The following is a 26,335-nucleotide window of genomic DNA, read 5'->3' on the forward strand; positions in this document are numbered from 1 at the left end:
GGTATTTTCACGTCTTGGCAACGTCGGGAACGATTGCTATAAGCCCGTCTCGCAGCGGGGCGGTGGCGATTTCAGGTCGCTCCCGACCCGGGCAGAGCATACTGATCCGCGGTAGCTCAATGGTAGAGCAATCGGCTGTTAACCGATCGGCTGTAGGTTCGAATCCTACCCGCGGAGCCAATTCAAAGAACGCCGTCCCTCTGGGGCGGCGTTTTTCTTTGTCCATAGGGCGAATTTTGAAGGCGAAGGGAGTGGTAGGTGCGCTTATTGAGCTATGCCGCCCTCTGATCGGCACCTGGCTGCCGGACTCAGCGGGCGGGAGGCTTCCTGTCGGGCCTCACGATGCGGACTTCGCGCTGCGGGAAGGGGATTTCGATCTGATGTTCCTGCAGCGCCTTCCAGATCATGAACAGCAGATCGGCGCCGACGCGGTTCTTGCCGTCGTCGACACCCTCCATCCAGAATTCGACGAGAATTTCGATACCGTTATCGCCGAAGCTCGAGATTTCGGCGTCCGGTCGTTCTTCGATCGGCAGGTTCGGTCCCGACAGGACCTGCGGGTGGGACGCCACGACGTCTCTCACAATCTCGAACAGTTTCTCCAGATCGGTTCCGTAAGCGACTGAGAAATAGAGTGGATAGCGCTGCTTCTTGTTGTAGTGGGTCCAGTTAACGAAGGCCGTGGTGATAAAGCGCTCGTTCGGGACCATAATGTCCTTGTTGTCGAAGGTCTGGAGGGTCGCGGAGCGCATGCTCAGTTCACGCAGGACGCCGGACCGGCCGTCTTCCAGTTCGATGAAATCGCCGATCGCAATCGACCGGTCCAGAAGGATGATGATGCCGGAAATGAAGTTTGAGGCGATCTGCTGCAAGCCGAACCCCAGACCGACACCGATTGCGCCCCCGACAACGACAAGCGCGGTGAGGTCGATGCCGGCGATCTGCAGGAACAGCAGCGCGACGACCATGAACAGCAGGATCTGGAAGCTCTTGAGGGCAAGCTCGCGGGTGGTGTCGTCATGGGTCACGCGCCGCCGAATGAAACTCTGTCCCGTGGCGTTTGAAAGGCGGCCGAGCCAAAACAGGATCGCGCCGAAAATTACGGTCCGGATGATCCCGTATGCGGTGACGGAAATGCTGCCAAGGTCGAAATTGATTCCCTCCGCGACGGCAATGGCGTCATCGAGAAGGCCGATCGCATAGAGGATCGTGATCGGGACCAGGATGATCAGCGTGAAGTATTTCACTGCGCCGTCGCGCGTGACCTTTGTTGCGATGACATAGAGGAGTGACAGGAAGTTCATGCCCTGGACAAGCTGGACCAGCCATGTCCGATCGAAGAACTCCCCACTGAGGACGACGGCGACACCCAAGAGGGCCGCGCTCATGGCCGGGAACAGAAGCTCGCGCGTGTAGTACGCCGCCGCGCCGACGCGGTCGACGATTCGACGCGCGGCGGGCGCGTCACCCGGGTCTGTCTCGACCGGGGCGGGGAGGCGCTGCCGGATGGCCCGGGACAGGATCCAGGCGACGAAAATCGTCACCGCGATCGTGGCGACCTGGTAGTAAAACGTCCGTCTCGTAAGCGTCTCAATGACGAGGTCGCGGACGGATTCAATCCAAATCAGGCCTTCGGGCACGGTGGTCTCTCGAATTGCGTTTCGGGCCAATATCTTAACGTGCGTCGGCGACGCGTGGAAGCCACAACGGCGCGTGCGGCTCGATCCGACGCAGCCATGCCTCCGGAAACCGGATTCCTGCGGCAGCGCTGCCTCGCGACGGCGTCATCCCGACCGGTGCGGTCTACCGCAATTGTTCGGTGGTGCTGAGCTTAGCCTGGAAGGCCATCCACTTTCGGAACCTCTTCCGAATCCGAGTCCCATTCAGCGCGGCTTGCGAAGCAGATATGGGCACTAGGTCGAATACCGATCGCGCCATCGATACTTCCGGCAGGGACGACCACCAAGGCACCCTCCATCTGAACACTCGGAAGAGCCGATCCGCATCTGAGGCAGAAACTCTTCTCGTGCCTTGTCTCCGGAACCCGATAGGTCTGGACGAAATCGAGCCCGGAAAGCCAGTCTACCGTGGCTGTCGATGAGAACAGATTGGCCGCATGCGCGGACCCCGTGTCCTTTCGACAACGCTTGCAGTGACAGAGAAAGAAGCTCTCAAAATCACCGGAGATCTGAAATTTTACAGTTCCGCACAGACAGGATCCGGCTGTGGTAGGGGTCATAACAACATGCTCGTAGTCGTTTGATACGGACTCGCAGTGGTGGTCGCACCCGCCGGATCGTTTTGGCTGAAGCTCGGTTCGAGAATGAACGGGACGCGATTGGTTGCACAACTCAAATCTCGTCGCTCCTCTAGACATTGGAGCGTGGCCCCTTCGTCCCCCAGCTCAAGTTCGTCTCCAAAATCAACATGAAGAATGTATCCGATTGCAGAGCAATCCGTGGGACAGGCCGTGACGCTCTTGGTCTCGGTCTATAATGTTTCCGGAGGATCGCGATCCGACGTCGCTTTTTCGGTGGAGTGGAGCCTCATTGCGCTTCATGTCCGATGGATTGCGCTTAACAGCGACCTTGGGATTTCGGGTCGGCATGCCAAGTCGTCGGCAATTCGAATGGTGCGGCAACGCTGTTCGAACCGTGGCAGGATGTATTTCGGTAGAGACGGGTGAACAGGTTGGGCTTTCCGGCTGGTAGTCCCGTCAGCAGGGGAAGCACCATGAAGTTTCGTTTTCCGATTGTGATCATCGACGAGGACTTTCGGTCCGAGAATTCGTCGGGTTCCGGCATCAGGGCGATTGCGCAGGCGATTGAAGACGAGGGGTTCGAGGTCCTGGGGGCCACGAGTTACGGCGACCTGTCGAAATTCGCGCAACAGCAGTCGAGGGCCAGCGCCTTTGTCCTGTCCATCGATGATGAGGAATTTACACCGGGCCCCGAAATCGACCCCGCCATCGAAAATCTGAGAAGCTTCATCGAAGAGGTCCGGTGGAAGAACACCGAAGTCCCGATCTACGTCTATGGTGAAACCAAGACCAGCCGTCATATTCCGAACGACATTCTGCGCGAATTGCACGGCTTCATTCACATGTTCGAGGATACGCCGGAATTCGTTGCACGGCATATCATTCGCGAGGCGAAGGGTTATATCGAGGGGATTCAGCCGCCCTTCTTCAAGGCGCTGCTGGATTATGCCGAAGACGGATCCTATTCGTGGCACTGCCCCGGGCATTCCGGCGGGGTCGCCTTTCTGAAAAGTCCGATCGGGCAGATGTACCACCAGTTCTATGGCGAAAACATGCTTCGCGCCGATGTCTGCAATGCGGTCGAGGAACTGGGTCAGCTTCTGGATCACAATGGTGCGATCGGCGATTCCGAAAGGAACGCGGCGCGGATATTCAACGCGGATCACTGCTTCTTCGTCACCAACGGCACGTCGACCTCCAACAAGATGGTCTGGCACCATACGGTGGCGCCCGGCGATGTCGTGGTCGTGGACCGGAACTGCCATAAGTCGATCCTGCACTCGATCATCATGACGGGCGCGGTACCGGTGTTTCTGAAGCCGACACGCAATCATCACGGCATCATCGGCCCGATCCCCAAGGCCGAGTTCGAACCGGCATCGATCAAGGCAAAGATCCGTGCCAACCCGCTTCTGGAAGGGGTGGACCCGGACACTGTCAGGCCGCGGATTCTCACGCTGACCCAATCGACTTATGACGGTGTGTTGTACAATACCGAGGTCATCAAGGGACTTCTCGACGGTTATGTCGACAATCTGCATTTCGACGAGGCCTGGCTGCCGCATGCGGCATTTCACCCGTTCTATCAGACCTATCATTCCATGGGCCGCAAGCGGCCGCGGATGAAGCATTCGATGACCTATGCGACGCAATCGGTCCACAAGCTCCTGGCCGGAATCAGTCAGGCCAGTCACGTGCTGGTGCAGGATTCCCAAGGGGTTGGGCTGGACCGGCATCGCTTCAATGAAGCGTACCTGATGCATATCAGCACCAGCCCGCAATACAGCATCATCGCCAGTTGCGACGTGGCCGCCGCCATGATGGAGCCACCCGGCGGTACGGCGCTGGTCGAGGAAAGCATCTATGAAGCCCTGGATTTCCGCCGTGCGATGCGGAAGGTCGACGAGGAGTTCGGCGCGGACGACTGGTGGTTCCAGGTCTGGGGGCCTGAGGGATTGGCCGAGGAAGGTCTCGGTGTCACGGACGATTGGGTGCTGAACCGGACGGATTCAGGCAGTGCCCGGGCCACCGCCGAGCAGGATTCCTGGCATGGATTCGGCGAAATTGCGCCGAATTTCAATCTTCTGGACCCGATCAAGGCCACGATCATAACGCCAGGTTTGAAACTGGACGGCCATTTCGAGGACTGGGGGATACCGGCCTCGATGGTCAGCAAGTATCTGGCGGAACATGGCGTGGTGGTCGAAAAGACGGGTCTCTACAGCTTCTTCATCATGTTCACGATCGGGATCACCAAGGGGCGGTGGAACACGCTGCTGACGGCGCTGCAGCAGTTCAAGGACGATCATGCGCGCAATCAGCCCATGTGGCGCTGCATGCCGGAGTTCTGCGCCAAGCATCCGCGTTACCAGCGCATGGGGTTGCGCGATCTGTGTGATCATGTCCATCAGCTTTACGCAAAGCATGACGTCGCGGTGCTTTCTACCGAGATGTATCTCAGCGACCTGACACCGGCGATGAACCCGGGCGCCGCATTTTCCCAGATCGCGCGGGGGGAGACCGAGCGCGTGCCGATTGACGAACTCGAAGGGCGGATCACGACAAATCTCATCACCCCGTACCCGCCCGGCATTCCTCTTCTGATTCCCGGCGAGAAGTTCAATCGAAGGATCGTGGAATACCTTCAGTTCAATCGCGCGTTTTCCCAGGAATGCCCCGGGTTTGAGGTGGATATTCATGGGCTCGTTCAGGAGAGGCGCCCTGACGGCACGGTGGCGTATTTCGCGGATTGCGTGGCCGGCTGACCGGATGGCCCTATGACGGTGGGCGATTGAACACCCCGTATCGCCGCCTTGTTGATATTCGCACTATGGCTGCAACGACCTTGGATACCGGCGGGTCAGTCGGCGGGAAAATCCTGTCAAACGGCGTTGGATTGTGCTGGATTTTGCCATAATTGTTGCGTTGCAACTGGCGGCCACGGGTTCTTCACTGCGGTTAAGTTAGTGGGGTCGGTGTTTCGCCGTGACGCCGCCCGGTACCGGCCTATGGGCGATTTCGGACGCATTTCCAACTTGGGAGCGCTTATTTGCACGAACGGCTTCAGGTGTCAGCAATCCGGCGTCGGCTCGTTCCCGCGCTCCTCTGGGGCGTCCTCCTGGTGTTGGTACAGGCCGCGCTCTGGGTTTCACCGGTCTTCTCCAAGGACGACGCGCCAATTCCCTACACCCTTCGTTTCGATGCCGAAGATGCTGTCCTGGCCGAATTCGAGGCCCCTCTGAGAGAAGTCAGTCTATCGGTCAGTCTGTCGGACAACCCGCCGCGCACGCGTCCGGCCCTGAATCGTCGGCTGGAACAGGATGTCGAGAGGTTCGTTCGATTGCTCCGGTCTCGCGGGTATTATCAGGCCGATGTGAGCTATCGGCTTGAGAGAGCGGGGGCCGACGGTTCGGACGTTGTCGCCGTCTTCCGGATCGAACCCGGGACGCTCTTTCTAATTGAGGAAGTGTTGATCGCGGCCGATGGAGAGGCCCCCGACGATGCGTCCGATTCCTTGCTGACGGAACTGGGATTGGATCTGGGGGCGCCAGCAACGGCGCAATCGGTTCTCGTCGGACAAACATCACTGGAAAGGCATTATCGTCGAAACGGACACCCGATTGCCAAGGTCACGGACCGTACCACCACGATCGTACCCGAACGACACACGATGCGGGTGACCTATAGGGTCCAGCGTGGCCCGAAGGCCATATTCGGCGCTGCACTCTTCAACGGTCTGGAGCAGGTCGAAACAGCTTATGTGGAACAGCAGATCACGTGGCAGCCTGGACAGGACTACGATGTAAGTCTGGTTGAAGATTTTCAAAGAAAGCTGGTTCAGACAGGCTTGTTCGAGAGCGCCGTCGTCGCGCCGGTAACCGATGGCTTTTCGGAAACCTCCAGCGATGACAGCCCGGTATCGACGGATATTCGCGTCACGGTACAGGAACGTCCGCACAGGTCCCTCGGGTTCGGGGCGAGCTATTCGACGAGCATCGGCCCGACGGCGCGCGCATTCTGGGAGCATCGGAATCTGTTCGGTCAGGCGGAGCGTTTCCGCAGTGCCCTGATCCTGTCCCCCATCGAGCGTGGTGTCGATGTCACGTTTCGAAAGCCGTATTTCCTGCAGGATGACCAGGCGTTCCTTACGCAAGGTGACTTCAAGGAAGTTACAAGCGATGCATTCGACGAACGGCGCGCCGAGGCCTTCGTCGGCGTCGAGCGACGCCTGTCGGAAACATGGTCTGCCACGATAGGTCCGACCTTGGATCTGATCAGTCAGGAATCTGACACGGTCAGCGAGTCTGAGGTCGTTCTCTTGGGTGTCAGGGGGAATCTCAAACGGGACAGCACAGACAATCTCTTGAATCCGACCCGCGGCGGGCGTCTCGATCTCGCATTGTCCCCCTACCAGGACGTGATGTCATCGGCGGATCCCTTCGTGAGCGCGGCCGTCGTCGGGTCGAGATATCTTCAGATCGATGGTGATGGCGACTTCGTTCTCGCCGGACGTGCAAAGATTGGCGCCATTCTGGGGACGGAGCTGGCGGATGTACCGGCCAGCAAACGGTTCTACGCCGGTGGCGGTGGATCGGTTCGGGGATATGGCTTCCAGAGATTGGGTCCTTTGGACGGCTCTCTGGATCCGATCGGCGGACGATCGATACTGGAGTTCGGCGCGGAGCTACGCTTCAAGGTCACTGAAGAGTTCGGAATAGTACCCTTCGTGGAAGCCGGAAATGTCTACCTGGAGGACGTTCCGCCATTGGCCGAGTTTGATCTACGCTGGGGGGCCGGTATCGGTGTCCGGTACTTCACGGAGTTCGGTCCCATACGCTTCGACGTGGCGGTACCCATCGATCAGCGGGAGAATATCGACGATCCCTTCCAGCTATATGTCAGTCTGGGGCAGGCCTTCTGATGGCGGATACCGGTCACAATCAGACAGGAAAGGTAGCTCACGTCGTCCGATACGCGATGGTACTGCTGCTCTGTACCGGGCTGGTGTCGGTCGGTGCTATCGCGGGGCTGATGTTCTGGGTCTTGGGGACATCCGGTGGCCTGTCGACCGCCGTTGCGGTCGTCGCACCAGAACTCAAGGATCGGTTCGACGTGACACTTTCCGTCGACACGGTCTCCGGGTCGCTGCTGGACGGGTTGCGGATCGAGCAGCTTCAGATCGAAGTACCGTCGACCGTGGGTATCGACGCGCGGGGCGTGGCGCTCGACTGGCGCCCCCTGTCCCTGTTCTCCGGAAACCTGGAAATCGTCCGGCTGTCGGGAGAAGCGCTTGATGTCAGCCTCTCAACCCAGATGGCCGGGACTGTCGATGAGGCGGAGGCGGGGGGAATCGAATTCGATCTTCCCGTCGCAATTTCTGTCGAGCAACTGGACTTTCCAATGATTCGTTTGGCGCTGGACGGTGAAGAGGCCTTCGAGGCAAGCGTCCTGGGTAAACTGGAAACCTTGTCGAACGGTCTGCCGAAAGGGGCGGTATCCTTGGAGGCGAGCCGCGCAGGCCTGTCCGTGGATCGACTGGACGCGTCGTTTTCATTTGCCGGAGATTTGAAACAGCCTGACCTGTCGATCGAGGTCATGTCAGAGATCGCACCGGATGGCCTTGTCGCGAAAACGGTAGGCCTGCCGAATGAAATCAATAGTCCGGCCCGATTGGAAATCCAGGGCACCGGACCTGCGAGCCACTGGCGCGGGTCCATGTCGTTTCGAATGGATGATGTCGGAGTTCTGAACGGCGACATCGCGTTGTTGGACGTTCTGGCAGGGAATCCCGCCATCGACTTTTCCGGGACGCTTGCATTTCCGAGGCAGAACTTCCTGGACCTGTCGCCGCCTCTGCCGGGTGAGTTCGAGGTCTCTTTCTTCGCCCGACTTGAGCCCGATGATATCGTTGCAGTAGAGCGCATGACCCTCCGCAAGCCCGACCTTGCGGCTCTTGAAGCGGTTGGGACGGTCGATCTGGACGCCGAAACCGTCGACCTGAAACTGGCGGCTGATCTGACGCCCGCGTCCGGCGCTTTTCTGGATGAGAGTGTATCGGTCGCGGAGACGCTTGTGGACCTTCGGGTGTCCGGGAGCATGGAGAGGCCGGATGTCGAGGGCGTCGCGACCCTTCGGAACGTGGCGACCGAGTTCGGCAATGCGAAAACCATGTCCCTGACCTTCTCCGCGATTGAAGGGCAGGGGGACGGGATTGCCTTGTCTCTGGCGGTAGAGACGACGGGCTTTGCGTCCTCCGTACCGGGCCTTGTGGAGGCGGTCGGAACGACGCCCGGCATGACCGTGGATGCGTTGATGGCAGGCGATCTGGCACGCGCGAATGATATCCGCCTGCGCCTTCCGGCTTTGGGCGTCGATTTGGATACGTCCGCTGAACTTGAAGGCGACCGTGTCATCTTCCCGGTTGCGCAGGTTTCTGTGAAGGACTTGAACAGATTGAGGGCCCTTGTCGGGGAGCCTGTTTCCGGTGCTCTTTCTGTTGTCTTCTCGAATGCCATCCTGTCGCTGGACGGTACTCTCGAAGCCGCATTCTCAATGGAAACCTCGCGGTTGGCCATCGGGCCGCCTGAACTGGAAGCCATGTTGGGGGGGAACCCGACAGGAACTGGCAGGCTGCGCTTTGGACCTGAGACCGGGTTGCAGATCACTGAACTGACTTTCGACACGGCCTGGGTTACCGTCATTGGGGAAGCATCCGTGGCGTCGACTTTCGATACGGTTGAGGCATCCATTGAAGTCGAAATCGATGGCGCCAGCGTGCCGACACCGGACGAGATCGTCTTCGACAAGCGGCGCCTCGTCATGTCGGTCAATCTCGAAGGAAGCGTCTCCGCGCCTGCCGTCAAAGCCCGCATGAAGGGCATCGGGGGCACTGCCTATGGCGTTCCGTTCAAGAATGGTGAGGCCGCGGTGGCGCTTGCATGGGACGGTGCTGTACCGAAGATCGATGTGGCTGCGGGCTGGTCGGCATACGGTATCGGGTTCAATGCGGAAGCCGCTGCGTCGTTACAGCCGGAAATTCTGCGGCTTGACCGGCTCGCCTTGCTTGGAACGGGTTTTTCGGTCAACGGAAGCGCCGAGCTTCAGAACTACGAATTGCCCGTGCAGGGCCGGTTCGATCTGGTCCTGGATAACCCCGCCGCTCTGGCCGCCGCATTCGGAGTCGATGTTGAATCGGCACGCATCCGATCAGAAGTTGTGGTGTCGAGATCCGACGACGGTCGTCAGAACCTCACAATCAATGGCACCGCCGAAGACCTGGTCGCATCTGTCGATGGGCCTGAGAGCCGAATGACACTGTCCCGTCTGGCCTTCGAAGGCTCGGTAAGGGATGCATTGGCGGTTTCCGGTCTTGAGTTCCTCGCCAATATTTCCGGTCTTCGTACCGGGAACGCCGCCGTGGATGACATGCGCGTTACAGCGCGTGGGGCCCTTTCGAATTTCAACCTCGATCTCGCCGCGACCGGTGACCAGTCGGTTCTGTCGCCGGACGGGGCGCCCTCTCGGTTCGAGGCGGAGGCTTCCGCGCAAGTCATCGGGATCGATGATCCGAAAGGCCAGATCAGACTCGATGCCGCCCGCCTGGGGCTCGCCGGAACCGAAATCGCGCTGGTCGCGCCGGCTTCCATCTCGATTGAGGACGGCATGCCAGCGGATGTAATAGCTGATTTTTCGGCCTTGGGGGGCACGGTGGCATTCCGTGGTGAGACCGGTCCAGCTCGGGCCCGGATCGGTCTCGACATCAGGAATCTGGAGGTCGGAACCCTGTCCGCCTTGATCGGCGTTCCGGAGATTTCGGGACGGCTCAATGCGCAGTTGACCGCGTTGCAGTCGGAATCCCAGCCTGCAACAGCAAAGGTTACCGCGCAACTGAATGACATTTCCGTCCCGGGATTGGAGACGCCGGACTCGCTCGCCCTGTCGATAGACGGACAACTGTCCGGGGGACGCGTTTCCGTCGGCATGAACGCGGAAGGCCCGGGAATCGAAGCCTTCACCGTCAATGCCGGCCTGCCGGTTGAGCTCTCGCTTTTGGATCGTGCGCTGACATTGAGCGAGGACGCACCGCTGGACGGCAAGGTCGATGCCCGGATCAAGCTGGAAGCCCTGATGCCGTACCTTCCGTTGGCGGAGCATTCTGCTTCCGGGACGATGGTTGTCGCCGCAACCGCCTCCGGACCCGCGACGGCTCCAGAGATCGCTGGATCTGTATCCTTGCAAGGCATCCAGTACGAGCATCTCGAGTTCGGAACGGCCCTCCGGGATCTGGTCGGCCAGATCAACCTTGTCGGTCCGGCCATCGAGATCGCGAATCTCGAGGCGAGTGACCTCGAAGCGGGACGACTGGAGGTGCAAGGGCGAGTCTCCGTGCTTTCCCCGCTCGAGGCCTCGGAACTGTCTGTCACGGCCAGGAACTTCCAGTTCGTCAGGACCGATGCCATGACACTCGGCGCGGATACTTCCCTGCGCCTGTTCGGTGGTTCGGATCGATCGACGGCGGCGCTTGAAGGAGACCTGACGCTGACCCGCGGCGAAGTGAACCTGGCTGCGGCGCTTCCCCCCAGCATCCCAACGTTGGACGTCGAAACCCAATCGTCCTCGCCACAAGAGCCTGCCGCCCGGAAAGCGGAAACTGCTGTCCTGAACCTGGACATAAAGCTCCGTATTCCGGGGCAATTGTTCGTGCGGGGGCGCGGCGTCGATTCCGAATGGGCCGGCGACTTGCATGTTACCGGTGATGAAATCTCACCGCGTATCAATGGCGTCCTGACCGCGCGACGGGGGCGCTTCGACGTATTGGGAAGAACGTTTCAACTCCGTGACTCGGCGATCCGTTTTTCTGGCGGCGATCCAATCGATCCGCTCCTGAACATTCGTGGCGTTGCGGAGACATCGGACAATCTGACGGTGATTGCACGTCTGACCGGACCGGCGTCCAACCCGGAGATCATTCTTGAATCCGAACCTGTCATGCCGCGTGACGAGATCTTGAGCCGACTGTTGTTCGGCAAGTCCACCGGCCGGTTGAGTGCGCTGGAGGCGGCGCAGTTGGCGGTGTCCGCCGCAGAACTGTCCGGGGGGGGAGGAGGTCCCGATTTTCTGGGGGCCATTCGGCGTATTGTCGGGGTCGATGTCCTGCAAGTTGATGCGGGGGAATCGGGGCCTGCAGTCAGGGCGGGCCGGTATATCTCCGACGGCGTTTATGTCGGCGCCAAGCAGGGCACAGCACCAGGATCAGGCAGCGTTGAAGTCGAAGTCGAGATCACACCGAACATTTCGGTGAACACGGAAAGCGGCACCACCGACAGCAACACAGGCGTTCAGTTCAAATGGGATTATTGAATTCCGGATGCTCACGCTCTCGCCAGTAGGGCGAGTCTCAGCATCTGCACGAGGGCGCCGGATCACATCACCGTAGTTCAGAGGCGCGCTGACGAACGGCTTCGTTCACGCTTCTGTAACCCTGCTCGATGACATCGGGCGGCAGATCCAGGAATGGAATGATCACGCCGGAAAAGGTTTCATTCTGCTCCAGCAGCGTCCCGCCACCGGTGGTCGGCGTCAGCTTGAAGACGTGCATTCCTTCAAAGATGATGGGAATACCGCCACCCCAGACAAGTTGGCGGTTTGGTGACACCTGCTGAATCACGGCGTGCACGACAAGCGCTTTTCCGTCGGGCCGGACGACGTGAATGTCGATGGGTTCATTGGGGGCCAGGTCCCCCAGGACCGCCGTGTGATAGGGGTTCCAGGCGCCGTACTCGTCGAACCGGGTCAGAATTTCCCAAACCGTCTCGGGTGGCGCGTCGATCTCAAGGCTGGTCTTGATCTCGATATCCTTCACGGCGCAGGCCGCCACGACCATCGTTGCCGCCAGGAGGAGCAGCCATCGCAACCGAAAAATCGGTTTAGCCTTGATCCGTACCATGCGCTTTTGTGTCATCGTTACCCCGTAAGTCTTTGATTTGCTGCCCGATGGAAGCTCTCATTGGCTACTTCATCCGAATGTTTGTGACGAGCGACATGCCCGAGATGACCAGCGATCAGCCCCAGAACGACGCGGTCGCGGTCATGCGCGGCGATTTCACAGTGACGTCCAGCGTCGCGAAACGATGCAAGGCTGCGCTCGACCGCCGGCCGTGACCGGATTCTGTGAACCCATTCCTTTGCATGGGGGCAGGGGACTGACATCCCGTGGGCCGCGAGAACGGACGCGACCCAGGGAAACACCAGCAAGTCGACAATCGAGAATGATCCCGTGAGATATGGCTGGTGGCAGGTGGCTTCGTCGATCCGTGAAACCGCCAGCAGGTTCTGTCGCCACATCTCTATCGAGGCGAACTCCAGTGTGCCCCCGTGGCTCAGGGCGCAGTCGATCCAATCCAGGCAGGGTTTGCGTTGCTCCCCCGGGACCTTGAGCATCCATTCGAGGAGGCCGCCGTGGCACCTGTTGCGATCAATCGACAGATGTGCGGCATGCTCCGCCAGATAGAGGCAGATCGGCTCCAGGTCCTCGAACTGGGTAAATCGCGCCGGGCCGTGCAGCACCCGGATTGCCGGCAGGGCGCCGACATGCCGGACGCTGCAATCGTGGGATCGTCGGAATGCTTGATCCCGATCCGGAAGGACGATGCGATAGGCAACGCCGCTTTCTTCCAGAACGGCAAGCGCCTGCCAGCCTTCCACTGTTGGAGAAAACACGTAGTCGATCACCTGTACCATGATTGCCATCTCCCCACTTCCATTCACCCGAAGAAAGTTTCGGAAATCTGCATGTTGGCGGAAATGACAGTTTGCGCCATTATTCTGCCAAGATGGCTGAGATGCGCATTCTGATACTCGTCTATGACGGTTTCGAACTGTTGGACCTTGCAGGCCCCGCGTCGGTCTTCAACGGGGCCAACCTCGTGACCCAACAGTCGGTTTACCGCGTGGTTCCCGTGTCCCAACTCGGCGGGTCAGTGCGATCCATGAGCGGTGTCGAGATCATCAGTCTTCCTTTCGACCAGATTGAGGTTTCCGGGACAGACACCGTGCTTGTGGTCGGCGCGGAGAAAAGCGTTGTGCCGCAGGCCCTGCAGGCGGCAGGCATGCTGGAATGGCTGCGGACCGCGTGTCCGTCGGCCAAACGGTTCGGATCGGTCTGCACGGGTTCGTTTCTGCTGGCTGCGGCCGGTCTGCTGGACGGGCGGGAAGCAGCCACCCATTGGGAAGCCTGCGCCCAGTTTGCGGAAATGTTTCCGACCGTACGCGTGGACCCGCAGTCGATCTATGTCGAATCGGGAAAGGTATGGACATCGGCGGGAGTGACCGCCGGAATCGACATGAGTCTGGCAATGGTCGCGCGCGATCACGGTCTGCCGGTTCGGAACCGGATCGCGCGGCACCTTGTCATCCTGAGCCACCGGTCCGGCAATCAGGCCCAGTTCAGCAGCATTCTCGATGCGCAGAGCGCCGGTTGCGGACGATTCGATGATCTGATCGGCTGGTTGACGTCAAATTGCGGGAAGAAGCTGACCATTCGGGACATGGCCGAATATTGCGGCATGTCGGAGCGATCCTTTTCACGGAAATTCCGAACCTCCACCGGCGTCTCGCCGGGCGTGTTCTTCGAGAGACTTCGGCTGGACCAGTCGAAATCGCTGATGGAGCAGGGCAAGAGCGTGAAGGAAGCCGCAGCCGCGGTCGGCTACGGCTCGACTTCGGGTTTTCGGGCAGCCTTCGCGGCGAATTTCGGCATGTCCCCGGCGGATTACAGGCTACTCCACGGCAAGGACCGTGACCTTTCGCAAGCCGTCTGACGGGAGGGCGCCGAGACTATACGATCCGGGGCGCCGGCGTTGCGGTCAGGTTACCTTTTCGAAGAGGGCAACCATTTCCGCATGGAGTTCTGCCGTCGCTGCAGCGATGACGCGGCCATCCGAATGCAGGGTGAGAGGCGCCCCGGACCAGTCGGTGATGACACCGCCGGCGCCTTCGATGACGCCAACCAGGGGCAAATAGTCATAGGGCTGAAGGTTGCAATCCACGACCGCGTCGACCCAGCCCGCGGCAAGCTGGGCATAGGGATAGCAATCGTTGGATGGCCGCAGGTAGCGCGCCTGGCTGGTCAGTTCCGAAACCAGCCGCGGATGCGTCGTGATCAGACTTGGCAGTTCGTTGCAGGAGACGAAGGCGGCGTTAAGGTTCTTCGTCGCGCGGCAGGAAATGATCTTGTCATTCATGACGGAATGACCGTTGACCGCCCCGGCAAAGTCTTCACCCAGGGCAGGCATGCCGATTGTGCCAACGATCGGACGTCCCTGATGCAGGAGCCCCAGAAGCGTTCCGAACAGGGGCATGCCGGAGATGAAGGACTTGGTTCCGTCGATCGGGTCCACGATCCAGACATACTCCGCATCGGTATTGTCCGACCCGAACTCCTCACCGATCACCCCATGATCCGGAAATCGCCGTTTGATTTCCGCCCTCAGGGTTTTCTCCGTCTCCCGGTCGCCGACGGTGACGGGGCTCTCGTCGGCCTTGTCGCTGACCTGCAGCGCGGTTCGGAAATATCGCAGCGCCGGTTCTTTCGCGGCATGCAGAATCTCCAGACTGACATTCAGAAAGTCGTCACGGGAAAGAGACATGTACCGGTTACTCCGACATATCGGGGGCAGGGACGTCGCTGGCGATTTCGACGGCGACATTTGCCTGTTTCAGGAAATCCTGCAGGTCGGCTGGCGGGGCGGCGTCGGTGATCAGCAGATCGACATCCTCCGGCGGCGCAATCCGGATCGGGGCCAGGCCCCCGAACTTGCTGGAATCGGCGGCGACCAGAACATGGTTCGACCGACGCATGATCTCCCGCGAAAACTCAGCCTCCTGCATGTCGAAAAGCATGAAGCCTGTCGTGGCGTCGATGGCGGCCGCGGACAGGATCGCGTGCTGGACATTGAACTGCCGGACGAAATTTATCGCCTCCCGGCCGAAGGCGCCCGCATCATGGGGCCGAAGCTCGCCCCCCGCCATGAACACGCGGTTGTTGTTCCGCGTCGCCAGGCTCTGGGCTACCGCAATGGAGTTAGTGACCACGAACAGGTCATGGTGATTGCGCAGGGCGCGCGCGACAAAGGCCGTGGTCGAGCCGATATCCAGAATCAGCGAATCCCCGTTTCGGATTCGCGCAGCGACCGCCTCTGCCACCTGCCGTTTCGCATTCGGGTTGACGTTCATCCGCTGGCTGAAAGTCGGTTCCTGGACGGCTTCGGCCAGGTAGACCCCGCCATGAACCTTCCGGACGATGCCCTGTTCGGCCAGACTTCGGACATTACGGCGGATGGTTTCCTCGGACACGTCCAGCCGTCGGGCCAGATCCTGAATCCGACAGGAACCTAGGATTTTCAGTTCCTCGAGTATTTCCATTTCTCGGTGCGTTGAATGAACCGTCAAGGGGCGTTCTCCGAAGTTTCAGGATTTCCTGACGCTGCCTTAGGGCGGCCGGAATATCCGGAACACGATCCTGATTAGCAATATCGAACCACAAAAACACACAAAAAGTCACATCGTTTGTTGACATTTGTGTGTTTCTCTCAAAAAATTCCCGCCTGTAACGCATAACAATGATGGTCCATCGTTGCCGATAGTCGGCGGCCATGGCTTGAACCGACGGAACAGGAACTGGGATCAATGAAAAGAAGCAGACTACTGGGGACGGCCTTTGCGGTCGTCGCAAGCATCGGTCTAGCGACCGCTGCGCAGGCCGAAGTGGAGTCCAAGGACCCGATCAAGCTCACCCTGCATGACTGGACGGGTCAGCTGGTCACGACGAAGATCATGGGGTCCGTTCTCCAGAATGCCGGCTACAATGTCGAGTATGTCCAGGCGGACTACATCGCGCAGTTTGCGGGTCTGAAGACCGGCGACCTTCATGTCGCGATGGAAATGTGGGAAACCACAGGCCGCGAGGCGATGGATGAGGCCACGGCCACGGGCAAGGTGGAAAATCTTGGCGAGACCGGCATGCTGGCGGTCGAGGAGTGGTGGTATCCCTCCTACATGAAGGAACTCTGCCCCGGCCTGCCAAACTGGGAGGCCCTGAACGATTGTGCGGAGGTCTTCTCAACGCCTGAAACGGCGCCGATGGGCCGCTATCTGGGCGCGCCGGTGACCTGGGGCGGGTTCGACGATGAACGTGTCGAGGCGCTGGAACTGGATTATGAAGTCGTCCACGCGGGAACCGATGCGGCGCTGTTTGCCGAACTGGAATCCGCCTATCAGCGCAAGGCGCCGATCCTGCTTTGGGTCTATGCGCCGCACTGGGCGCAGATCAAGTATGAGGGCGAGTGGATCGAGTTCCCGGAATACACGGCCGAGTGTTACAATGACCCGTCCTGGGGCAGCAACGAGGACATGGCCTATGACTGCGGCAAGCCGCGCGGCCCGATCTGGAAAGTTGCCTGGGCCGGCGTGAAGGACAAGTGGCCGGGCGCCCATGCTGCAATCAAGAACTTCACGATCTCCAATGACGAGATGGCGGGCATGATCGCCCAGATCGACCTGGAAGGGCGTGACCTGGACGCGGTCGTTGCCGATTGGGTCAAGGCCAATGAAGCGACTTGGAAGGGTTGGATCGGCCAGTAAGGTGTGATGTCTCCTTGCCCGGCCGTCGTTGTCTGAGTTTCGATGGCGACGGCCGGTGCCTTTCTTCGAGAGCTGTTTTAAGCGTCTCTGTATAATCGGAACTGTCTGAAACGTTGCTGCCCGGCGCGCAGGATCACGGCTGCGCGGGAACCGGGTGCCATATCGCCGTCTCGGCGTACGGGGTCGTCATGGAACATTCGCCGGTCAAGCTCGCCTGCCACAATGTCTGGAAGCTCTTTGGCAATGGTGCCGAACGTGTGATGGCACAGACCCGGGGCAATCCCGGAATGGCCGAGATCGAGCAGGCCGGTCTGATCGGGGCGGTCCGAAACGCCAATCTGGAAATTCGCGAAGGCGAGATTTTCGTCATCATGGGACTGTCCGGTTCCGGAAAGTCGACCCTGGTGCGGTGTCTGTCGCGGCTGATCGAGCCGACAGCGGGGGAGATCCTCTTCGACGGCCGCGACCTACTGCGCGCCGACGAACGCGAGATGATCGACATTCGCCGTCACAAGATGGGCATGGTGTTTCAGCATTTCGCGCTGCTGCCCCATCTCACGGTCCTGCAGAATGTGGCCTTTCCTCTGGATGTTCAGGGGATTTCGAGGGCGGAGCGCGAGAAGGCGGCCCATGAGGTCATCGAACTGGTCGGCCTGAAAGGGCGCGAATCCTATTATCCGCGGGAATTGTCCGGCGGTCAGCAGCAGCGGGTGGGCATCGCGCGCTCCCTGGCGGTCAATCCCGAATTGTGGTTCCTCGACGAGCCGTTTTCGGCCCTTGATCCGCTGATCCGGAGAGAGATGCAGGACGAGTTTCTGCGCCTGCAGAACCTGCTGCGCAAAACCATCGTCTTTATCACGCATGACTTTGACGAAGCGATCCGACTGGCCGACCGGATCGCCATCATGAAGGACGGAGAGGTCATCCAGATCGCGTCGCCGGAGGAACTGGTCCTCAATCCGGCGACAGACTATGTCGCCGAGTTCACGCGGCATATACCGCGTGCCAAGGTTCTGACCGCCGGGTCCCTGGCCCGGGACGGGGAACCGAAAGGCACGATCGCCGGTTCCGTCAAGGCCTCCGACCGGATCGAGGACATTGCCGATCGCGTGGAGTCGGCCGACGGTCCCATGGCCGTCGAAGACGGCAATGGCAGTCGGATCGGCTATATCGAGCGTCAGCAGGTGATCGACGTCCTTGTCGGTCGGGTGCCGGCAAAATGATCTCGCTCGGGTCCTATAGCATTTCCAGAAAGGCGGCCTTCTGGCTTGCCATTCTCGCGGCCTCGATACTGCTGGGGCAGTATGGCAAGGATCTGGCGGCCGCCCTGGACGCAAAATGGCTGATCAAGTTTCCGCGGGATCTGACATTCCCCATAAAGGACGACATCAGCCGTTTCATGGCCTGGTTGGTTGAGGATGCGGGATTCGGGCTCTTCAGCTTCGTCGACCTGACCCGCGGGATCGCCTGGCTGATCGAGGTGCCTTACGCGTTCATGCGCGGCCTCCTGATCGACGGTCTGGTATTCGGGGTCGGCAACGAGGCGGTCCAGATACTGCCGCCGCTCAGCTGGGTCGCCGTGATTGCCGTTGTCGTCGCAATCGGTCGGTGGGCCGGCAGTTGGATTCTGGCCGGCTTCGTCGGCGCCTGCTTTCTCTACCTCGCGGCATTCGGGGAATGGGAAAGTGCGATGGTCACGCTGGCCTCCATTCTCATCGCGGTTCCCTTCGGGGTTGCGGGCGGTCTCGGACTGGGCGTGGCGGGCTTCAAGTGGCGCTGGCTGGACCGAATTCTGACGCCGATTCTGGACCTGATGCAGACCGTCCCGGTCTTCGCCTATCTGGTGCCGATCCTGTTTCTCTTCGGGTTCGGCCCGGTTTCCGCGCTGGTCGCCACGGTGATCTATGCCATGCCGCCGATGGTCCGGGTCACGACACTGGCGTTGCGGGCGGTCCCGGCGGAGATCGACGAATTCAGCCGAATGGCCGGCTGCACGGAACGGCAGCGACTATGGCGCGTTCTGATCCCGACGGCGCTTCCGGGCCTCATGGTCGGCGTGAACCAGGTCATCATGCTGTCGCTGAACATGGTCATCATTGCCTCCATGATCGGGGCAGGGGGCCTTGGCTACGATGTCCTGACATCCCTGCGCCGGTTGGATATTGGCGGCGGGCTGGAATCCGGCGTTGCGATCGTGGTGCTGGCCATCGCCCTGGACCGGTTGAGCCAGGCCATGGTCAGCCGCGCATCGCCCGCCCATAGCGAGGACAACCGGGGATTCCTGAAACGCCACCCCTGGCTGACGACCTGTGTCGCGGTGATCGTGGGAACAGGGCTTCTGGGACTGATCGCGCCGGCGGTTCAAAGCTATCCGGAAGCGGCCCAGATCACGACCGGAAAGATCTGGGAGGATCTGGTCGGCTGGTTGAACGTCAACTTCTTCGATCAGATCGAAGCGGTGAAGACCTTTGCCCTGATCCACTTCATGGTGCCGGTCAAAAGGCTTCTGCTAGAACTGCCCTGGCCCTGGGTCTTGTTCATCCTCACGCTGGCGGGGTGGCAGCTGGGCGGCCTCCGCCTCGCCTGCCTGTGCTTTGCACTGACCGCCTTTATCCTGAGCAACGGTCTTTGGGCGAAGGCGATGATCACCGTCTATCTCTGCGGCGTTTCCGTCGTCATCGCCTGTCTGATCGGCATTCCGCTGGGAATTCTCTCTGCCCAGAACGACCGCGCAAATCGCGTTGTTCAGGCCGGGATCGATACGCTTCAGACGCTGCCCAGTTTCGTCTATCTGATACCCGTGGTGATGCTGTTCCGGGTCGGGGATTTCTCGGCGATGATTGCCGTGATCCTCTATGCCCTGGCACCGGCGGTCCGTTATGCCTCGCACGGTATCCGTTCGATTCCGCCGGAACTTCTGGAGGCTGGGATCGTGTCCGGCTGCACGCGTCGCCAATTGCTGACCCGCATCAAGCTGCCGTTGGCCATGCCGGAAATCATGTTGGGCATCAATCAGACCATCATGTTGGCCCTGTCGATGCTGGTGATTACCGCCCTGGTCGGTACGCGGGACCTGGGCCAGGAAGTCTACATCGCCCTGACCAAGGCGGATACCGGGCGCGGGGTCGTGGCGGGCCTGTCCGTTGCCTTCATTGCCATCATTGCCGACCGGCTGATCTCCGCCGGTGCTGTCCGGGCCCGGAAACGGCTGGGGTTGAACTGAGATGCAGGGGGACCGAAGCATGACCGATGCCTTGACCAAGGCCAGCCGACTGTCCTTCTGGACCGGGCCCGTCGATCCCCAGCCTCTCGGTGGCGGGATCACCAATGTCAATTTCGTGGTGGAGGATGCCGGGCGGAAATACGTCGTACGGGTCGGCAACGACATCCCGGTTCACCAGGTGATGCGGTTCAACGAACTGGCCGCCAGTCGCGCCGCGGAAGCGATCGGCCTGTCGCCGGCCCTACGGCATTACGAACCCGGTGCCCTTGTGATCGATTTCGTCGAGGGGCGTACGCTGACGGAGGAGGACGTTCGGAACCCGGCGACCCTTTCCCGCATCGTGCCGCTGATCCGGCGCTGCCATCAGGAGATGCCGGCGGCCGTGCGCGGCCCGGTCCTGATGTTCTGGGTCTTCCATGTCATTCGCGATTATGCCGCCACCTTGCGCGACGGCGGCAGCCGCCATACCGAAAAGCTGGACGATCTGCTACGTACGTCCGCGGATCTGGAGCGCGCCGTGGGGCCGGTCGACGTGGTGTTCGGCCACAACGATCTGCTGTGCGGCAACTTCATCGACGACGGCGACCGGATCTGGCTGATCGACTGGGACTATGCGGGGTTCAACAGCCCGCTGTTCGATCTCGGCGGCCTTGCCTCCAACAACGGTATTGAGGGCGACCAGGAAAGGGAGCTCCTGCGGCTCTATCTCGGGGAGGACCCGACGCCGGATCTGTGCCGCCGGTACGAGGCGATGAAATGCGCCTCCCTGCTGCGCGAGACCATGTGGAGCATGGTCTCCGAGATACATTCGGAAATCGACTTCGACTATTCCGCCTACACCTCAGAGAACCTTTCGCGGCTCAACGCCGCCCTGGCGACCTTCCGGTCGGTTCAAGTTCAAGGAAAACAGAAATGACGGGACTTCCTCAATCCGCGCGGACGGTCATTATCGGCGGTGGCATTGTCGGCTGTTCGACGGCCTATCACCTGGGCAAGCTTGGCTGGACGGACACAGTACTGCTGGAGCGTCACAAGCTGACCTCCGGCACGACATTCCATGCGGCCGGGCTGGTCGGTCAGCTGCGCTCCAATGCCAACATCACCCAATTGCTGGGCAATTCCGTCGATCTGTACAACCGACTGGAAGCGGAGACCGGCCTGTCGACCGGCTGGAAGATGAATGGTGGGCTGCGTCTGGCCTGTAACGAGGAGCGTTGGACCGAGGTCAAGCGGCAGGCCACGACCGCGCGGTCCTTCGGCCTGGAAATGCATCTGCTGACCCCGAAGGAAGCGCAGGACCTCTGGCCGTTGATGAATGTCGACGATGTCGTCGGCGCGGCCTATCTGCCGACCGACGGACAGGCGAACCCGTCGGATATCACCCAGGCCCTGGCCCGCGGCGCGCGGAATGCGGGCGTGACCATTGTCGAGGATGTCGGCGTAAATGCCATTGTCGTAGAGGATGGCCGCATCACGGGTGTGGAGACCAGCGCCGGCCGGATCGACTGCGAGAAGGTGATCTGTTGTGCCGGGCAATGGACCCGCACTCTTGCGGCAAGTGTCGGCGTCAACGTGCCGCTGGTTTCGGTCGAGCATCAGTACATGGTCACCGAACAGATCGACGGTGTTACGTCCGACATGCCGACGCTGCGCGATCCGGATCGACTGACCTACTACAAGGAAGAAGTCGGCGGCCTGGTGATGGGCGGCTATGAACCCAATCCGATCCCCTGGGCGGTCGATGGGATTCCCGATGGCTTCCACTATTCGTTGCTCGACTCGAACTTTGACCATTTCGAACAGTTGATGGAGCTGGCGCTGGGACGCGTGCCGGCCCTGGAAACCGCCGGCGTCAAACAGCTGCTGAACGGACCGGAAAGCTTTACCCCGGACGGCAACTTCATCCTGGGGGAGGCGCCGGAACTGCGGAACTTCTATGTCGGGGCAGGCTTCAACGCCTTTGGCATCGCCGCGGGCGGAGGCGCCGGCCAGGCCCTTGCGGAATGGGTCCATGCCGGGGAGCCGCCCTATGACCTGTGGCCGGTCGATATTCGACGGTTCGGCCGTCCGCATTTCGACACGGACTGGGTGCGCACCCGCACGCTGGAGGCCTATGGCAAGCACTACACGATCGCCTGGCCGTCGGAAGAACACGATAGCGGCCGGCCGTGCCGCCGGTCGCCGCTCTATGACATTCTTCAGAAGGACGGTGCCTGTTTCGGTGAAAAACTGGGATGGGAACGGCCGAACTGGTACGCCGACCGGGATGCGGAGGAGACCCCAAAGGACGAATACAGCTTTCAGCGCCCCAACTGGTTCGACGCCGTCGGCCGGGAGCACAAGGCCGCGCGGGAAGACGCGGTCCTGTTCGACCAGACAAGCTTTGCCAAATTCGAACTGAAGGGGCCTGACGCCGGTCGCGCACTGGACTGGATCTGTGCCAACCGCATCGACAAGCCGGTCGGGTCGCTGACCTACACGCAGATGCTGAACGACCATGGCGGCATCGAATGCGACCTGACGATCGCCCGTACCGGGACCGACAGCTATTACATCGTCACGGGGACCGGGTTTGCGACGCACGACTTCGACTGGATCAACCGCAACATCCCCGTAGGGGCCAATGCGCAACTGTTCGACATTACGTCGTCCAATGCGGTTCTGTCGCTGATGGGCCCGCGCGCCCGCGACATTCTTGCGGCCGTGACCCGGGACGATGTGTCGAACGAGGGGTTCAAGTTCGGGACTGCGAAGCGGATCGGCATTGCCGGCTGTCCCGTTCTTGCGCTGCGCGTCACCTATGTCGGCGAACTGGGCTGGGAACTGCATATGCCGGTCGAGTATGCGGTGTCGGTCTACGAAGCCCTGCATGCGGCTGGCCGTGTGCACAGTCTACGCAATGCGGGCTACCGGGCCATTGAAACCCTGCGCCTGGAAAAGGGATATCGCGCCTGGGGCAGCGATATCGGACCGGATCACACGCCTGTCGAGGCCGGCCTGGGATGGGCGGTGAAGCTCAAGTCGAACATTGATTTCCGGGGACGCGCCGCCATCGAGGCGCAAAAGCGGGAAGGCGTCCGCAAGAGTCTGGCCTGTTTCACGGTCGATGATCCTTCGATTACCCTTCTGGGTCGGGAGACGATACTGCGCAACGGGGAACGCGTCGGCTGGCTGACCAGTGCCGGCTATGGCCATACGGTGGGGTGTTCGATCGGCTACGGATATGTTCGTAACAAGGGCGGTGTGGATCCGGATTTCCTGAAATCCGGCGAGTACGAACTGGAAGTCGCGGCCCAGAAGGTCCCGGCCACGCTTCATCTCAAACCGCTCTATGATCCGGACATGGCCAAGGTTAAGGCATAGGAGGCAAGAGCGGCAGCCCGCTTAGGGCCGCAGCACCATCTTTGAAAGAGCCGCCACGTTTTATCGACGTGGCGGCTTTCTGCTCAGGCCGCGATCTTCAGTCGCGCCGCAATCGTGTTTACCGTGGTCACGATGGAGGCCTTGGCGGCGACCACTGACCTTTCGTGACGGTCGTCTCCGAATTCCTGATACTCGACGGCGATGTGGTGACACTCCGCGATTCCCAGATAATGCTGGATTGCCTGAATATGCGTGTCGAGATGGTTCATGGTCTCCCGCATACCGCCGGGCTCGAAGCCGAACTCTCCGGCCGATGTCAGCAGGGCCAACTGCTTTCCAGCCATGATGGGGCGAAGCGGTGCATCGCCGCGCGCCAGATCGAAAGAGAAGGTCCTGCCGATCCGGACCACGTGATCCACCCAGGCTTTCAGGGCGGTCGGCATGCCGTAATTGTGCATCGGCGTGCCCAGTATGACGACGTCCGCCTGCTCCAGTTCGTCGATCAGGGTGTCCGAGAGAGCGAGTGTCCGCTGCTGGGCCAGACTGCGTTCCGAAGGAGCCGTAAACGCCGCGGCGATCCATTCTTCCGTCAAGGCAGGGGGCGGTTGCAACCCGACATCGCGTCGGATTACCCGGTCGTCCGGTCGCCTCTTCATCCACGAACTGACAAAGGCGGCGGACAAGGTGCGTGTCAGGGATCGTTCGGTTCGGGGGCTGGCGTCCAGATGCAGCAGGGTCGTCATATCGCACTCTCCTTTTCACGAGATTTCGTAAGGGAAATCTCGGTCCGAAGCAGAGAGGGAACAAACGAGGAGTCTGCAGGGAATGGGTGAAGCTACTTCAGCTATGGGCCATCCGTCAGAGAGCGGAATCCAGAAGGCGTCCGGCTCGACTGTCGCGAAACAGGTCGGCTTCCTCCAGGAGCCATTCCCGGAAAGCGACATAGGCGGGAAGATCGGCTCGGTCCTGTGGGCAGGTCAGATAGCAGCGCTTGCTGGGGAGATGTCCGGAATGGGGGATCGAAAGCCGACCGGCCTCCAAATCGCGGGCTGCAGCAAGCAGACCAACCAGCGCCACGCCGCGTCCGTCGATGGCGGCCTGCAGGCACATGTGTTCATCACTGAATACGGTGGGTGCGGCCGGTTTCCCTGACGCGATGCCAAGCTGCGAAAACCACTGCCGCCAGTCCGGGTCGCCGGATTTATGACCGCGCCATTCGTACTGGATTAGCGGCAGGGCCAGAATTTCCTCAGGGGAAAGCTCTCCTTTTACCGACAAGAGGGCGGGGGCGCAGACCGGAACGGCAAGGTCGGAAAGGATCCAGGCAACGAACCGGTCCTCATACTCCCCTGTGCCATAGCGGATCGCGATGTCGATACCGTGCTGTACGAAATCCAGCGGTTCGTCCGTGGCGACCAGCCGCAGGGAAATCTCAGGATGGCGGTCCGAAAACCGATGCAGGCGTGGCCCCAGCCAGTTGGTGGCGAAGGACATGGTTGCGGTGACGACCAGGTTTCCTCCAACCGTGAGTTCGTTCAACGCGGCCTCCGCATCGTGGAGGGCCTGAAATCCGTGTCGTATGCGCGGGGCGTAGGCCCCGCCGGCCGGCGTCAGTTTCAGAGACCGGGTCAGCCGATGAAACAGTTTTCTTCCCAGGTGTTCTTCCAGGGTACGAATTCGGTGACTGACAGCGGTAGGGGTGAGGTTGGGTTCCTCCGCCGCCCGCTTGAAGCTGAGATGCCTGGCAACGGCATTGAAAGCCTGCAGACTCTTGAGGGGAGGAAGGCCGGCCATGCTGGATCGCCAATCTGGTCATAGGGTGCAGGAGCGATAGCATCGGGACGCCGGCAAGGTCCAGATGCTAAGCGTTGAGGTGTTATAGTAAACCACCTGGTTGACTGTTTGCCTGGAGCGATTATATTCAACCGTATGGTTGATCAAAATGTACAGGACCTGAACACGGTCTTTCATGCACTCGGCGATGCGACGCGCCGCCGGATGCTTGCTGATCTGGCTCTCGGCGACCGTACCGTCAGCCAGCTCGCAGAACCTTTCGCCATGTCGCTGGCAGCAGCGTCGAAACACATCAAGTCGCTTGAGAAGGCAGGGCTGATCCGGCGGGAAGTCCAGGGGCGAACGCATGTTTGCCGCCTGCGGCCTGAGCCGCTGGCCAACGCCCATGAATGGCTGAGCTTCTATGAACGGTTCTGGACGCAACGCCTCGACGTTCTGGAGCAGCTCCTGCTGGAAGAAGATACCGGGACGCATGGGCCCCAAAAATCCGCGCACCCCCCCGAAGGAGATGAAGAATGAGCGTGCCGACTGCTTCAGAGGATTACGGCGTTCTGAAGGACGAGAGAACCTTGGAGATCCGACGCCGTTTGCCCGGGCCGATCGAGCGGGTCTGGGACTACCTGGCTGACAGCGACAAGCGTCAAAGATGGCTCGCATCCGGCGACATGAAGGGCGGGACGGGGGCCGAGTTCGTGCTGACCTGGCGCAACGATGAACTGACGGATCCGCCAGGCAGCCGGCCCGAGGGGTTTTCCGAGGGGGCGACGATGGCGAGCCGGGTGGTCGAGTTCGACCCGCCGCATCGACTGACCTTCACCTGGGGCGAGAGTGGAACGGTGACAATCCAGCTCAGCGAGGCCGGGGAGGGTGTTCTCCTGACCCTGATCCATCGCGGATTGGCGGAGCGCAGCACAAGGGTCATGGTCGGTGCGGGCTGGCACATCCATCTCGATATTCTTGCCGCCAGGCTGTCGGGTGCCGACCCGGAGCCGTTCTGGGACGGGTGGGTCCGGCTTCGGTCGGACTACGAGGCGCGCGTTCCGCTCTAGCGAGCA

At 60.6% G+C, this 26,335-nt stretch carries 19 protein-coding genes and 1 tRNA gene; 12 read left to right on the forward strand and 8 right to left on the reverse strand.

The window, feature by feature from the left end:
- Positions 1-105 precede the first annotated feature (105 nt).
- Positions 106-180, forward strand: a tRNA-Asn gene (locus R8L07_17725).
- A gap of 128 nt (positions 181-308) precedes the next feature.
- On the opposite strand, the gene R8L07_17730 is transcribed toward R8L07_17725, so the two are convergent.
- Together R8L07_17730 and R8L07_17735 are read right to left on the reverse strand one after the other, a co-directional pair.
- Entirely contained in the window at positions 309-1,640 is a 1,332-nt protein-coding gene (locus R8L07_17730) for a mechanosensitive ion channel (GenBank protein MDW3207381.1), read from the reverse strand.
- Positions 1,641-1,831: 191 nt separating this feature from the next.
- Positions 1,832-2,377, reverse strand: coding sequence for a GFA family protein (locus R8L07_17735; protein MDW3207382.1), 546 nt, complete (start codon positions 2,375-2,377; stop codon positions 1,832-1,834).
- Between the two features lie 356 nt (positions 2,378-2,733).
- Between R8L07_17735 and R8L07_17740 the strand changes: the two genes are divergently transcribed.
- The 3 genes from R8L07_17740 (at position 2,734) to R8L07_17750 (ending at position 11,620) form a co-directional block, all read left to right on the forward strand.
- The gene (locus tag R8L07_17740) at positions 2,734-5,025 is read left to right on the forward strand and encodes an arginine/lysine/ornithine decarboxylase (GenBank protein ID MDW3207383.1); all 2,292 of its coding nucleotides are present in this window, start codon (positions 2,734-2,736) and stop codon (positions 5,023-5,025) included.
- 356 nt (positions 5,026-5,381) lie between these two features.
- Positions 5,382-7,181 carry a BamA/TamA family outer membrane protein gene (locus tag R8L07_17745; protein ID MDW3207384.1) on the forward strand — a complete coding sequence of 600 codons (1,800 nt, stop codon included), beginning with the start codon at positions 5,382-5,384 and terminating at the stop codon, positions 7,179-7,181.
- A complete protein-coding gene (locus tag R8L07_17750; protein MDW3207385.1) occupies positions 7,181-11,620 on the forward strand; it encodes a translocation/assembly module TamB domain-containing protein in 4,440 nt (1,479 codons plus the stop codon). Before R8L07_17745 ends, R8L07_17750 begins: the two co-directional genes overlap by 1 nt.
- A 67-nt stretch (positions 11,621-11,687) precedes the next feature.
- Here R8L07_17750 and R8L07_17755 read toward each other — a convergent pair whose 3' ends face one another.
- Both R8L07_17755 and R8L07_17760 read right to left on the reverse strand, forming a co-directional pair.
- A complete protein-coding gene (locus tag R8L07_17755; GenBank protein MDW3207386.1) occupies positions 11,688-12,221 on the reverse strand; it encodes an SRPBCC domain-containing protein in 534 nt (177 codons plus the stop codon).
- 2 nt (positions 12,222-12,223) lie between these two features.
- Entirely contained in the window at positions 12,224-13,009 is a 786-nt protein-coding gene (locus tag R8L07_17760; GenBank protein MDW3207387.1) for a hypothetical protein, read from the reverse strand.
- A 92-nt stretch (positions 13,010-13,101) separates the two neighbouring features.
- Here R8L07_17760 and R8L07_17765 point away from each other — a divergent pair, with 92 nt between their 5' ends.
- On the forward strand, positions 13,102-14,079 hold the full coding sequence (locus R8L07_17765) for a GlxA family transcriptional regulator (protein ID MDW3207388.1): 978 nt from the start codon (positions 13,102-13,104) through the stop codon (positions 14,077-14,079).
- Positions 14,080-14,124: 45 nt separating this feature from the next.
- On the opposite strand, the gene R8L07_17770 is transcribed toward R8L07_17765, so the two are convergent.
- Positions 14,125-14,907: an inositol monophosphatase family protein gene (locus R8L07_17770; GenBank protein MDW3207389.1), complete on the reverse strand. Its 783-nt coding sequence runs from the start codon at positions 14,905-14,907 to the stop codon at positions 14,125-14,127.
- 7 nt (positions 14,908-14,914) lie between these two features.
- Entirely contained in the window at positions 14,915-15,682 is a 768-nt protein-coding gene (locus tag R8L07_17775) for a DeoR/GlpR family DNA-binding transcription regulator (protein ID MDW3207390.1), read from the reverse strand.
- 264 nt (positions 15,683-15,946) lie between these two features.
- Here R8L07_17775 and R8L07_17780 point away from each other — a divergent pair, with 264 nt between their 5' ends.
- The 5 genes from R8L07_17780 (at position 15,947) to R8L07_17800 (ending at position 23,486) form a co-directional block, all read left to right on the forward strand.
- Positions 15,947-16,900, forward strand: coding sequence for an ABC transporter substrate-binding protein (locus R8L07_17780; protein MDW3207391.1), 954 nt, complete (start codon positions 15,947-15,949; stop codon positions 16,898-16,900).
- A 188-nt stretch (positions 16,901-17,088) separates the two neighbouring features.
- Positions 17,089-18,123: a betaine/proline/choline family ABC transporter ATP-binding protein gene (locus R8L07_17785; GenBank protein MDW3207392.1), complete on the forward strand. Its 1,035-nt coding sequence runs from the start codon at positions 17,089-17,091 to the stop codon at positions 18,121-18,123.
- Entirely contained in the window at positions 18,120-20,123 is a 2,004-nt protein-coding gene (locus R8L07_17790) for an ABC transporter permease subunit (protein MDW3207393.1), read from the forward strand. The genes R8L07_17785 and R8L07_17790 overlap by 4 nt, the downstream gene beginning before the upstream one ends.
- 19 nt (positions 20,124-20,142) lie before the next feature.
- Positions 20,143-21,039 carry a phosphotransferase gene (locus tag R8L07_17795; protein ID MDW3207394.1) on the forward strand — a complete coding sequence of 299 codons (897 nt, stop codon included), beginning with the start codon at positions 20,143-20,145 and terminating at the stop codon, positions 21,037-21,039.
- Positions 21,036-23,486 carry an FAD-dependent oxidoreductase gene (locus tag R8L07_17800; protein MDW3207395.1) on the forward strand — a complete coding sequence of 817 codons (2,451 nt, stop codon included), beginning with the start codon at positions 21,036-21,038 and terminating at the stop codon, positions 23,484-23,486. The genes R8L07_17795 and R8L07_17800 overlap by 4 nt, the downstream gene beginning before the upstream one ends.
- A gap of 83 nt (positions 23,487-23,569) precedes the next feature.
- On the opposite strand, the gene R8L07_17805 is transcribed toward R8L07_17800, so the two are convergent.
- Both R8L07_17805 and gcvA read right to left on the reverse strand, forming a co-directional pair.
- A complete protein-coding gene (locus R8L07_17805; GenBank protein ID MDW3207396.1) occupies positions 23,570-24,229 on the reverse strand; it encodes an NAD(P)H-dependent oxidoreductase in 660 nt (219 codons plus the stop codon).
- 115 nt (positions 24,230-24,344) lie between these two features.
- Positions 24,345-25,280 carry a transcriptional regulator GcvA gene (gcvA, locus tag R8L07_17810; protein MDW3207397.1) on the reverse strand — a complete coding sequence of 312 codons (936 nt, stop codon included), beginning with the start codon at positions 25,278-25,280 and terminating at the stop codon, positions 24,345-24,347.
- Positions 25,281-25,415: 135 nt separating this feature from the next.
- Between gcvA and R8L07_17815 the strand changes: the two genes are divergently transcribed.
- Both R8L07_17815 and R8L07_17820 read left to right on the forward strand, forming a co-directional pair.
- Positions 25,416-25,799, forward strand: coding sequence for a metalloregulator ArsR/SmtB family transcription factor (locus R8L07_17815; GenBank protein ID MDW3207398.1), 384 nt, complete (start codon positions 25,416-25,418; stop codon positions 25,797-25,799).
- Positions 25,796-26,329, forward strand: coding sequence for an SRPBCC family protein (locus R8L07_17820; protein MDW3207399.1), 534 nt, complete (start codon positions 25,796-25,798; stop codon positions 26,327-26,329). Before R8L07_17815 ends, R8L07_17820 begins: the two co-directional genes overlap by 4 nt.
- Positions 26,330-26,335 lie beyond the last annotated feature (6 nt).

This window comes from Alphaproteobacteria bacterium (assembly GCA_033344895.1).
In the GTDB taxonomy this organism is placed as follows: Bacteria; Pseudomonadota; Alphaproteobacteria; order UBA8366; family Aestuariispiraceae; genus Pacificispira.

Coding starts and splice junctions, on each gene's coding strand:
- R8L07_17735 (MDW3207382.1), bottom strand. CDS start 2,377: ATGTCTAGAGGAGCGACGAGATTTGAGTTGTGCAACCAATCGCGTCCC.
- R8L07_17740 (MDW3207383.1), top strand. CDS start 2,734: ATGAAGTTTCGTTTTCCGATTGTGATCATCGACGAGGACTTTCGGTCC.
- R8L07_17750 (MDW3207385.1), top strand. CDS start 7,181: ATGGCGGATACCGGTCACAATCAGACAGGAAAGGTAGCTCACGTCGTC.
- R8L07_17755 (MDW3207386.1), bottom strand. CDS start 12,221: ATGACACAAAAGCGCATGGTACGGATCAAGGCTAAACCGATTTTTCGG.
- R8L07_17760 (MDW3207387.1), bottom strand. CDS start 13,009: ATGGCAATCATGGTACAGGTGATCGACTACGTGTTTTCTCCAACAGTG.
- R8L07_17765 (MDW3207388.1), top strand. CDS start 13,102: ATGCGCATTCTGATACTCGTCTATGACGGTTTCGAACTGTTGGACCTT.
- R8L07_17770 (MDW3207389.1), bottom strand. CDS start 14,907: ATGTCTCTTTCCCGTGACGACTTTCTGAATGTCAGTCTGGAGATTCTG.
- R8L07_17775 (MDW3207390.1), bottom strand. CDS start 15,682: ATGGAAATACTCGAGGAACTGAAAATCCTAGGTTCCTGTCGGATTCAG.
- R8L07_17780 (MDW3207391.1), top strand. CDS start 15,947: ATGAAAAGAAGCAGACTACTGGGGACGGCCTTTGCGGTCGTCGCAAGC.
- R8L07_17785 (MDW3207392.1), top strand. CDS start 17,089: ATGGAACATTCGCCGGTCAAGCTCGCCTGCCACAATGTCTGGAAGCTC.
- R8L07_17790 (MDW3207393.1), top strand. CDS start 18,120: ATGATCTCGCTCGGGTCCTATAGCATTTCCAGAAAGGCGGCCTTCTGG.
- R8L07_17795 (MDW3207394.1), top strand. CDS start 20,143: ATGACCGATGCCTTGACCAAGGCCAGCCGACTGTCCTTCTGGACCGGG.
- R8L07_17800 (MDW3207395.1), top strand. CDS start 21,036: ATGACGGGACTTCCTCAATCCGCGCGGACGGTCATTATCGGCGGTGGC.
- R8L07_17805 (MDW3207396.1), bottom strand. CDS start 24,229: ATGACGACCCTGCTGCATCTGGACGCCAGCCCCCGAACCGAACGATCC.
- gcvA (MDW3207397.1), bottom strand. CDS start 25,280: ATGGCCGGCCTTCCTCCCCTCAAGAGTCTGCAGGCTTTCAATGCCGTT.
- R8L07_17815 (MDW3207398.1), top strand. CDS start 25,416: ATGGTTGATCAAAATGTACAGGACCTGAACACGGTCTTTCATGCACTC.
- R8L07_17820 (MDW3207399.1), top strand. CDS start 25,796: ATGAGCGTGCCGACTGCTTCAGAGGATTACGGCGTTCTGAAGGACGAG.